General features: G+C 75.5%; 11 protein-coding genes. 8 read left to right on the top strand and 3 right to left on the bottom strand.

What is annotated here, in order from left to right:
- Positions 1–10: 10 nt before the first annotated feature.
- From ACI78T_RS10475 to ACI78T_RS10440, 8 genes are all read left to right on the top strand, one after another.
- On the top strand, positions 11–628 hold the full coding sequence (locus ACI78T_RS10475) for a TetR/AcrR family transcriptional regulator (RefSeq protein ID WP_456558031.1): 618 nt from the start codon (positions 11–13) through the stop codon (positions 626–628).
- A gap of 139 nt (positions 629–767) precedes the next feature.
- Entirely contained in the window at positions 768–1,598 is an 831-nt protein-coding gene (locus ACI78T_RS10470) for an alpha/beta fold hydrolase (protein WP_456558030.1), read from the top strand.
- 11 nt (positions 1,599–1,609) lie between these two features.
- Positions 1,610–2,986 (top strand): MFS transporter, encoded by a 1,377-nt coding sequence (locus tag ACI78T_RS10465; protein WP_456558029.1) that lies wholly within the window; start codon positions 1,610–1,612, stop codon positions 2,984–2,986.
- On the top strand, positions 2,983–3,339 hold the full coding sequence (locus ACI78T_RS10460) for a cupin domain-containing protein (RefSeq protein ID WP_456558028.1): 357 nt from the start codon (positions 2,983–2,985) through the stop codon (positions 3,337–3,339). The genes ACI78T_RS10465 and ACI78T_RS10460 overlap by 4 nt, the downstream gene beginning before the upstream one ends.
- Positions 3,336–3,530, top strand: coding sequence for a DNA-binding protein (locus ACI78T_RS10455; protein ID WP_456558027.1), 195 nt, complete (start codon positions 3,336–3,338; stop codon positions 3,528–3,530). Before ACI78T_RS10460 ends, ACI78T_RS10455 begins: the two co-directional genes overlap by 4 nt.
- A gap of 49 nt (positions 3,531–3,579) precedes the next feature.
- Positions 3,580–4,161 carry a helix-turn-helix domain-containing protein gene (locus ACI78T_RS10450; protein ID WP_456558026.1) on the top strand — a complete coding sequence of 194 codons (582 nt, stop codon included), beginning with the start codon at positions 3,580–3,582 and terminating at the stop codon, positions 4,159–4,161.
- Positions 4,158–5,456, top strand: coding sequence for an MFS transporter (locus ACI78T_RS10445; protein ID WP_456558025.1), 1,299 nt, complete (start codon positions 4,158–4,160; stop codon positions 5,454–5,456). The genes ACI78T_RS10450 and ACI78T_RS10445 overlap by 4 nt, the downstream gene beginning before the upstream one ends.
- Positions 5,457–5,465: 9 nt before the next feature.
- Positions 5,466–6,584, top strand: coding sequence for an NAD-dependent epimerase/dehydratase family protein (locus ACI78T_RS10440; protein WP_456558024.1), 1,119 nt, complete (start codon positions 5,466–5,468; stop codon positions 6,582–6,584).
- A 1-nt stretch (position 6,585) separates the two neighbouring features.
- On the opposite strand, the gene ACI78T_RS10435 is transcribed toward ACI78T_RS10440, so the two are convergent.
- The 3 genes from ACI78T_RS10435 to ACI78T_RS10425 all read right to left on the bottom strand — a co-directional run bounded on the left by ACI78T_RS10435 (position 6,586) and on the right by ACI78T_RS10425 (position 9,932).
- Positions 6,586–8,049: an AAA family ATPase gene (locus ACI78T_RS10435; RefSeq protein ID WP_456558023.1), complete on the bottom strand. Its 1,464-nt coding sequence runs from the start codon at positions 8,047–8,049 to the stop codon at positions 6,586–6,588.
- A 64-nt stretch (positions 8,050–8,113) separates the two neighbouring features.
- Positions 8,114–8,776 carry a PaaI family thioesterase gene (locus ACI78T_RS10430; protein WP_456558022.1) on the bottom strand — a complete coding sequence of 221 codons (663 nt, stop codon included), beginning with the start codon at positions 8,774–8,776 and terminating at the stop codon, positions 8,114–8,116.
- Positions 8,769–9,932, bottom strand: a complete 1,164-nt coding sequence (locus tag ACI78T_RS10425; protein ID WP_456558021.1) for an acyl-CoA dehydrogenase family protein — start codon at positions 9,930–9,932, stop codon at positions 8,769–8,771. The genes ACI78T_RS10430 and ACI78T_RS10425 overlap by 8 nt, the downstream gene beginning before the upstream one ends.
- Positions 9,933–9,979: the final 47 nt, after the last annotated feature.

The following is a 9,979-nucleotide window of genomic DNA, read 5'->3' as shown; positions in this document are numbered from 1 at the left end:
CTACCGCGCCATGAGACCTGAGTCACAGACCCCCGCCGTCGGTGTCGCCCGCCGCGGGCGCCCCGGCCACTCGCTCGACTCGCTCCTGACCGTCGCGGTCGCCGTCTTCAACGAGCGGGGCTTCGAGGCGACGAGCATGGACGAGCTGGCCGGCCGGCTCGGCATCACCAAGTCGGCGATCTACCACCACGTGCCGCGCAAGGACGAGCTGCTGCGCCTGGCCCTCGACCGCGCCCTGGACGGGCTGTTCGCCGTCACCCGGGAGCCGGGGGCGCGCACCGGCCGGGCGATCGACCGGCTGGAGCACGTCGTCCGGGGGTCGGTCCGGGTGCTGACGACGGAGCTGCCGTTCGTGACCCTCCTGCTGCGCGTGCGCGGGAACTCCGACGTGGAGGTGGCCGCGCTGCAGCGCCGCCGCGAGTTCGACCGGATCGTCGCCGGCCTGGTCCGGGACGCCGCCGCGGAGGGCACCGTCCGCGCCGACGTGCCCGCGGGGGTCGTCGCGCGCCTGCTCTTCGGCACCGTCAACTCGCTGACGGAGTGGTACCGCCCCGACGGGCCGCTGACCGGGGAGCAGCTGGCCGACGCCGTCGTCGCCACCGCCTTCTCCGGGTTGCGCACCCCCTGACCCGCCGCTCCTGGAGTCCCGCTCCCGCTCCTCGAGCCCTGCAGGGCACCGGTAGCGGGAACACCGGTCCGGGAGCGACGGCGAGGCGGCTCCCCGACCCCATGCATGGACCGGTGACCCGCCGGGGCACAGTCCCGTCGTGGACAGCTTCCGCCGCGACGGCCTGACCTTCGACGTCATCGACGCCGGCCCCTCCGACGGGGAGCCGGTCGTCCTGCTGCACGGGTTCCCGCAGGACTGCACCGCCTGGGACCGGGTCGCGCCCGCCCTGCACCAGCACGGCCTGCGCACGCTCGCCCCCGATCAGCGCGGCTACTCCCCGATGGCGCGGCCGCGCACCCGGAAGCACTACGCGCTCCGGGAGACGACGGAGGACGTGCTGGCCATGCTCGACGCGGCCGGGATCAAGAAGGCGCACGTCGTCGGGCACGACTGGGGCGGCATCGCCGCGTGGGCGCTGGGCGCGTGGCACCCGGACCGGGTGCGGACGCTGACCGCGATCTCGGTGCCGCACCCCGCCGCGATGGCGAAGGCCATGGTGATCAGCGACCAGGCGCTGCGCTCGTTCTACGTGGCGCTGTTCCAGCTGCCCCTGCTGCCGGAGCGGCTGCTGCTGGCCGGGAACGGGGAGGCCCTGCGCCGGGTGCTGAGGCGGGGCGGCCTGCCCGACGACGCGGTCGACCGCTACGTCGCGCGGATGCGCGAGCCGGGAGCGCTGTCCTCGGCGCTGGGCTGGTACCGCGCCCTGCCCTGGAGCGGGCGCGACCCGGTGGGCAGGGTGCGGGTCCCGACCCTGCACCTGTGGAGCACCGAGGACGCGTTCCTGGGCCGCGCCGCGACCGAGGCGACCGGGCAGTTCGTGGACGCCCCCTACCGCCTCGAGGTCCTGGACGGCGTGACGCACTGGATCCCCGAGCTGGCCCCGGAGCGGGTGGCCGAGCTGGTCACCGCGCACGTCCGCGCCGCCTGAGGGCGACCACCGTGACCGCGACGGGGACCGACCTCCCCCGGGCCGAGCGGCTGGACCGGCTGCCCTTCACCCGGGAGCACGGCCGCCTGGTCGTGGGGTCGGGTCTGGGCTGGGCGCTCGACGCCATGGACGTCGGGCTCATCTCCTTCGTCATGGCCGCGCTCGCCGTGCAGTGGGACCTCTCCCCGACCGAGCTGTCGTGGATCGGCTCGATCGGCTTCGCGGGGATGGCGCTGGGCGCGACGCTGGGCGGTCTGCTCGCCGACAGGTTCGGACGGCGGCAGGTCTTCGCGCTCACCCTGCTGGTCTTCGGCCTGGCGACCGGGGCGGCCGCCCTCGCCTGGTCGGTCGGCGCGTTGCTGGTCTTCCGCTTCCTCATCGGCCTGGGGCTCGGGGCGGAGCTGCCGGTCGCCTCGACCCTGGTCAGCGAGTTCGCGCCGGCACGGGTGCGCGGGCGGGTGGTCGTGCTGCTGGAGGCGTTCTGGGCGGTCGGCTGGACCCTGTCCGCGCTGATCGGCTACTTCGTCGTCCCCGCCAGCGACGACGGGTGGCGGTGGGCCCTGGCGATCGGAGCGCTGCCGGCGCTCTACGCCGCGTTCGTCCGGCGGGGCCTGCCCGAGTCGGTGCGCTTCCTGGAGGCCCGGGGCCGCGTCGATGAGGCCGAGGCGGCGGTGCGCCGCTTCGAGCGGGCGGCGGGCGTCGGGCCGGTCGGCTCCCCGCCACCGGTGCCGGTCCGCTCCCCCGGCCCGCGGGCGCTGTGGGCGTCGGGCACGCGGCTGCGCACCGCGGCCCTCTGGGTCGTCTGGTTCAGCATCAACTTCGCCTACTACGGCGCGTTCATCTGGCTGCCGACGCTGCTCGTGGCCGACGGGTTCTCGCTGGTCCGCTCGTTCGGCTTCACCCTCGTCATCACCCTGGCCCAGCTCCCGGGGTACGCGGTCGCCGCCGTCCTCATCGAGACCTGGGGACGCCGGGCGACGCTGGCCACCTTCCTGGTCGGCTCGGCGGTCGGCGCCGGGCTGTTCGCCGCCGCCGACGGCGAGACCGCCGTCCTGCTCACCGGCATGGTGCTGTCGTTCTTCAACCTCGGCGCCTGGGGCGCGCTGTACGCGGTGACGCCCGAGGTCTACCCGACGGTCCTGCGGGCCACGGGCGCCGGAGCGGCCGCGGGCTTCGGCCGGCTGGCCTCGATCGCCGCACCCCTGTGCGTTCCGCCGCTGCTCGACGCGGGCGGTACCGGGCTCGTGTTCGGCACCTTCGCGGCGTTCTTCGTCCTGGGCGGGCTGGCCACCTGGGGGCTGCCGGAGCGCCGCGGCCGGTCGCTGGACGACGCCGCACCGGAGGACCTGTCGCGGGGCACGGGAGCGGAGCACAGTCCGGGGGCATGACCCTCGACCCGGTGGACACCAACCCCCACCACTACCGCGTCGTCTTCGAGAACGAGCGGGTGCGCGTCCTCGAGTACACCGACGCCCCCGGCGACCGGACGACGCCGCACGCGCACCCGGACAGCGTCATGCACACCCTGAGCGCGTTCCGGCGGCGGCTGCACGCGGGCGACGCCCACCGCGACGTCGAGATGCCCGCCGGTCTGACCGGGTGGCTGCCGGCGCAGCAGCACAGCGGCGAGAACATCGGCGACACCCCGACCCACGTGCTGTTCGTCGAGCTGAAGGAGGGCGCGGCAGGCCCGCTGGGGACCTCCCTGGGCCCCGACCGACCGGCATCATCACCCGCGTGACCGCACCCGACGACCTGCCCCGCGAGATCGGCCGCCCGGCGACCGCCGCCCTGACCGAGGCCGGCTACACGCGCCTCAACCAGCTCGACGGCGTGCCCTCGCGCGACCTGCTCGCGCTGCACGGTGTCGGACCCAAGGCGGTCGCCGTGCTCCGCGCCGCCCTCGCCGAGCGCGGGCTCTCGCTGGGATAGATGCAAAGAGTTCTTTGCAAAGACTTCTTTGCGGTCTACCGTCGTCGGCATGGCCGACATCCCTCCCGGCAGCGCCATCGACGTCCACGACCCACGGGCGCTGCGCGCGCTGGCCCACCCGCTGCGCATGAGCCTCCTGGCCGCGCTGCGCAGCGACGGACCGTCCACCGCCAGCCGGCTCGCCGAACGGCTGGGCGAGAGCAGCGGGGCGACCAGCTACCACCTGCGGCAGCTGGCCGGCTTCGGCTTCGTCGAGGAGGTGCCCGACGAGGGCACCGGCCGGGAGCGGTGGTGGCGCGCGCTGCACCGCAGCACCCGCTGGAACTCCGAGGAGGTGCTCGACCAGCCCGGCGGCCGCGAGCTGGTCGACGAGCTCACCGACCGGCTGGTCGCCCACCAGCGCCGCATGCTCGCCGCCTTCGCCGCCGAGCGCGACGAGACCGACGACGACTGGCGGGCCGCCGCGTCGCTCAACGACTGGGCCCTGCGGCTGTCGCCCGCCCGGGCCCGCGAGCTGATCAACGAACTGAACGCCGTCGTCCAGCGCTGGCGCGACGAGAACGAGGAACCCGACCAGCCGCTCGTGCACGTGCTGCTGGACCTGTTCACGCTGAAGGACTACCCGCTGTGAGCAGGGTGCTGACGCCGGCGCAGGCCCGTCGCCGCTTCGTCGGGCTCACCGCGCTGCGCTGGCTGCCCGTCGGGGTCGCCGTCCCGGTCTCGGTCCTGCTGGCGACCGAGCGGGGCCTGTCCCCCGCCGACATCGGCGTCACCGTGGCGATCTACGGCGCGGTGACCCTGCTGCTCGAGCTGCCCACCGGCGGGCTGGCCGACGCCATCGGCCACCGGCCGGTGCTGGCGCTCTCCGGCCTCTTCACCACGGCCGGGCTGCTCACCATGGCCGTGGCCGACAGCATGCTGGTGTTCTCGATCGCCTGGGCGCTCAAGGGCGTCGCGCGGGCGCTCGACTCGGGGCCGCTCGAGGCGTGGTACGTCGACACCGTGCACCGGGGCGATCCGGACGCGGAGATCACCACGGGGTTGTCCCGGGCGGCGGCGGCCGACGCGGCGGGGCTCACCGTCGGTGCGGTCGTCGGTGGCGTGCTGCCGTTGCTCGCCGAGCGCGACGGGGCGGCGGCGCTCGCCCTGCCGCTGCTGCTCGCGGCGGCGTTCGCGGTGGTCCACGTCGTGGCGGTCCTGCTGCTCGTCGTCCCCGTCCGGGCGGCGCACGCGTCCGGGGCGGCGGCGCTGCGCGGCGGCCTCCGCGAGGTGCCCCTGGTCGTCCGGGCGACCGTGCGGCTGGTGCTGCACGAGCGGCTGCTGCGGCTGCTGCTGGCGGTGTCCTTCCTGGTCGGGCTGGTCCTCACCGCGCTGGAGCTGCTCGGACCCCTGCACTTCGCCGAGCTGTCGGGGTCGGCCGAGGTGGGCTCGGCGGTGTTCGGCGTCGTCACCGCGCTGTCGTTCGCCGCGGCCGCTCTGGGCTCGCTGCTCGCACCGGGCCTGGGCCGGGCCGCCGGCGGCTCCGTCGTGCTGGTCAGCGCGGGGACCTCCGTGCTCGCCGCGGGCGCCATCGCGGCGGTGGCGCTGGCGCCCGGGGTGGTGCTCGCGGCGGTCGCCTACGCGGTGTTCTACCTGCTGAACGCCGCCGCGTGGCCGCTGCGCAAGCAGCTGATGCACGACCGGACGACGTCGGCGCAGCGGTCCACCACCGTCTCGGCGTCGTCCCTGGCGCTCATGGTCGGCGGGCTATTGGGCAACCTGGTCCTCCCCCGCGTCGCCGACACCGCCGGGCTGCCGGCCGGCCTGCTCGCCGGAGCGGCCGGGATGCTGCTGCTGGCCGTGGTGTCCCTCGGCCTGCGGGCCGACCCCGGGGAGGAGCGCACGGAGGCGGCGGTGCGCCGGGTTGCGCGCGACCCGATCGGGTAGCGCCAGCCCATGCCCGATCTCTCCCCCGGCCACCTCGCCGGCCTGACCGTCGCGGTCACCGGCGCCTCCGGCAACGTCGGCACCGCCCTGCTCCGGCGCCTGACCGCACCGGGCTCCGGCGTCGCGGAGGTCCGCGGCCTGGCCCGCCGCCGGCCGCCGGACATCGCCCCGTACGCGGGGGTGCGGTGGTACCTGACCGACCTCGGCGAGCCGGCGAGCCAGGAGGACCTCGCCGGGTTCCTGGACGGCGTCGACGCGGTCGTGCACCTGGCGTGGGCGCTGCAGCCGGGGCGCCGGCCCGAGGAGCTGCGCCGGGTCAACGTCGAGGGCACCGAGCGCGTCGCGCGTGCCGCCGCCACCGCGGGCGTCGCGCAGTTCGTGCACATGTCCTCCATCGGCGCCTACACCGGCGGGGCCGTCGGGCAGAAGGTCACCGAGGACTGGCCGACGACGGGCGTGCAGAGCTCCCAGTACAGCCGGGACAAGTCCGAAGCCGAGCGGGTCGTGCGCGAGGTCGTGGGCCGGCCCGACGGGACCACCCTGACCGTCGTGCGGCCGACCCTGGTGCTGCAGCCGGAGGCGGGCAGCGAGATCGGCCGCTACTTCCTCGGGCCCCTGCTCTTCGGCGCCGCACGCGCCCTCCCGGGTGCCGTGGCGCGGCTGCTGCCCCTCCCCCTGCCGTCCGTCGCCGTCTCGTTCGTCCACGCGGACGACGTGGCGGACGCCCTCGTGCGGATGCTCGACCGCCGCGCGCCGGGTCCGTTCAACCTGGCCGCCGAACCGGTGCTGGACCCGGACGCGATCGCCCGGGCCCTGGGGACGGTGCGCGTCCCCGTCCCGGCGCGCGTCCTGCGGGCGGGGCTGCACGCGGCGTTCACCGCGCGCCTGGTGCCGACGGAGCCGGGATGGCTCGACCTGGGGACGCAGCTGCCTGCCCAGGACACCACCCGCGCCCGCCGGCTCCTGGACTGGGTGCCCGCCCACCGCAGCGACGAGGTGCTCGCCCAGTTCGTCCCCGCCCTCGGCCGGGGCGACGGCGCACCGGGCGACCTGCTGCGGCCCGCCGGCGGCCGGACGCTCGACCCGTCCGGCGACCCGGCGAACACCCCGGACCGGCGGCCGGACTGACTCAGCCCGGCGTGCTGCCCAGCAGCGTGCGGGTCATGGCGTTGCGGGTGTCGAGCAGCTCGTCGAGCGCCGCCGAGAGGTCCGCGGCCGACACCGCCAGCTCCTCGCCGTCGGGCGTGCGCGTCGCCGCGAGCAGCGCCGCCCGGCGGAGCAGCTCCTTGAGGAACGACGCGGTCACGCCCTCGGTCCGCGCGACGACGTCGTCCAGGCCCGAGGTGTCCACCCGGAGCTCGCCCCGGTAGAGCTCGAACAGCGCACGGCGGCCGGTGGCGTCGGGCAGCTCGAGCGCGACGGCCTGGTCGACCCGCCCGGGGCGGGCCGCCAGCGCCGGCTCGAGCAGGTCCGCGCGGTTGGTCGTCAGCACGAAGACGACGTCGGCGTCCTCGGCCAGCCCGTCCATCTCGTTGAGCAGCTGGAACAGCAACGGGTGCTGACCCGGGTGCATGCCGCGGTCCTCGGCGATCAGGTCGACGTCCTCGATGATGAGCATCGCGGGCTGCAGCGCCCGGGCGACGGAGCACGCCTCTGCGATCAGGTGCAGCGCGTTGCCGGTCAGCTGGAGCACGGTGGTGCCGGTCAGGCTGCTGGTCAGGTAGCGGACGGTGTGCGTCTTCCCCACGCCGGGCGGGCCGTAGAGCAGCAGGCCCCGCTTGAGGTGCTGACCGGCGGCGAGCAGGCGCTCCTTGTGGCGGGCCACCTCCACCACCTGCCGGCGGACCTCCGCCAGCGTCTCCGGTGCGAGGACCAGCTGGTCGGCGGTCATGACCGGGCGGCGGTGGAACTGCAGCAGGGTCCGGCCGTGGCCGAAGACCTCCTGCCCGAAGGACAGGACCTGCCCCCGGAAGACGTTGTGCTCGAGGCTGGCCGCCCGGATCTCGGCGGCGGCCGCGGCCGCCGCCTCGGGGTCGGTGCTGACGATCTGCACCGACACCATGTCCTGGCCCATCTCGGGCGCGGAGCCCCGCAGCAGGACCGCCGTCCGCTCGCCGCCCTCGGTGACCAGGTAGATGCCGCAGCGGACGCACGGGCGGACCTCGCCGTCGGGGCCGCTGGCGAGGTTGACGCTGGCCGGGTTGCCGGGCCGCAGCCCGTAGTGGTCGTTCCCGCCGGCGGAGAGGAGATCGCCGATGCCGAACACGACGTGCTGGAACCCCGCGACGCCGACGAGGCGCCAGGTCCGGCCGGCCAGCCACGCGTCCAGCCCGGCCTGCACGTTGACGTGGTCGTAGCCGGGCCAGGTCTCCTCCACCACGTCCAGGTCGCCCGCGTCCCGGCCGAGGTGGTCGGCCAGGATCCCGGACAGCCGGGGCCGCTCCTCCGCCCGCGCGGCGCCGACGACGGCCCGCAGCCCCCGGCGGGCCAGCCGCCCGACGTCCGCGAACTCGGGGCGCAGGTCGCCGTCCGCGGGCACGCCGGCGGAGCCGTCCACCGCTCCGGGATGAGCGCTCCACGCGAATCCGGCCACTGCGTCCTCCTGCTCCGTCGGGAGGCGGACGGTAGCGGAACCGAGCGGGCTCGCGCGCGGCGTTTCAGTCGATCCGGCTGGTCCAGGCGCCCACGTCGCGGCCGGTCGGGGCGAAGACGTCGGCCGCGCGCTCCGGGCGCAGGGCGACGAACAGCCCCTCGGCCTCCGCCAGCGTGGCGCCGGGGTCGTCCTCGGCGACGATCCGGGCGGTCGCGGTGGTGCGCCGCCCCTCGGTGGTCCCGACCTCCGCCGTGGCGACCAGCGGCACCCCCAGCTGCACCGGCCGCCGGTAGGTGACGGTCAGCGTGGCGGTGAGGCCGCCCCGGCCCGCGGCGCGCACCGCCCGCGCCAGCACGTGGTCCAGCAACGTCGCCACGACGCCGCCGTGCACGAGACCGGGCGGCCCCTCGTGCGACTTCCCCAGGGTGACGCGTCCGGTCGCCCGGCCGTCGGGGGTGCTCGAGGCCTCCATGGGCGGCGCGACCGGGTTGCCCGGCCCGTAGACCGGGCTGTACCAGCGCTCACCGGTCTCCGGGTTGTCGACGGTGGCGATGTCGTGCAGTCCCCGGGTCTCCGCCCGCAGCAGGGCGGCCAGCTCCCGCGCCCCCGTGGTGGCCGCCGCGAGGTCGTCGAGGGACACCTCGGTGCGGACGGCGGCGTCGACGAGGTCGCGCAGCGCCGACCCGAGCTCGCCGACCGCCGCGCGCCGGACGTCCCGCTCAGCCACGCTGCATGCCGGCCTCGCGCAGGAGCCCGCCGCCGATGATCACGCGCTGGACCTCGCTGGTGCCCTCGTACAGCCGGAAGAGGCGGGCGTCGCGGTAGAAGCGCTCGACCGGCGTCGTCCGGAGGTACCCCATGCCGCCGTGCACCTGGACCGCCGCGTCGGTCGCCCGGCCGACCATCTCGGTGCAGAACAGCTTGGCCGACGAGGGGCCGATCGACATGTCCTCGCCGCTGTCGTAGCGCTCCGCCACCTCGCGCACCAGCGCGCGGCCGGCGAGCAGCTCGGCGTGCATGTCGGCCAGCAGGCCCTGCACCAGCTGGAACCGGCCGATCGGGGCGCCGCCCTGCTTGGCCGTGGCGGCGTAGGCGACGGACTCGTCGAGCACCCGCTGCGCCATGCCGACGCAGAGCGCCGCGATGTGCAGCCGCCCCCGGGAGAGCACGGTGAGCGCCTTCGAATACCCGCGCCCCTCCTCGCCGATGAGCGCGTCGGCGGGCACGCGGACGTCGTCGAAGAAGACCTCCGCCGTCCACGCGCCGGACTGGCCCATCTTCTTGTCCTTGGGGCCGACGGTGACGCCCGGCGTGGCGGTCTCGACGACGAAGCTGGAGATCCCCCGGCCGCCGCGCTCGTCGGGGTTGCTGCGGGCGAAGACGACGAAGAGGTCGGCCAGCGGCGCGTTGGTGATGTACCGCTTGCTGCCGTTGATGACCCACTCGTCGCCGTCGCGGCGAGCGGTCGTGCGGAGGCCGGCCGGGTCGGAGCCCGCCTCGGCCTCGGTGAGCGCGAAGGAACCGATCAGCTCCCCGGCGGCCAGCCGCGGCAGGTACTTCTTCTTCTGCTCGTCGGTGCCGAACTTGGCGATGACCTGGCCGGCGATGCCGTTGTTGGTGCCGAACAGGGAGCGGAACGCCGGGGTGGTGTAGCCGAACTCGAAGGCCAGCTGCACGTCCTCGGTCATCGTGACGCCGAGACCGCCGTGCTCCTCGGGTAGGGCGTAGCCGAACAGCCCCATGTCGGCGGCCTGGGCCCGGAGGTCGTCGGGGATGCGGTCCTCGTCCTCGATCTGCTCCTCGCGGGGGACGACGGACCCGCGGACCAATTGGCGCACGGCGTCCCGGATCTGGCGGAAGTCAGCAGTGTCCACGCCGGTCATGGTGACGCCCGTCGCTCGACGATGTCCCGCCGGGGTCACGCGACCCT

It is taken from the genome of Blastococcus sp. SYSU D00922 (genome assembly GCF_054050495.1).
Note: the sequence above shows the minus strand (reverse complement) of the source record. Positions and strands in the feature narration are given on the sequence as shown.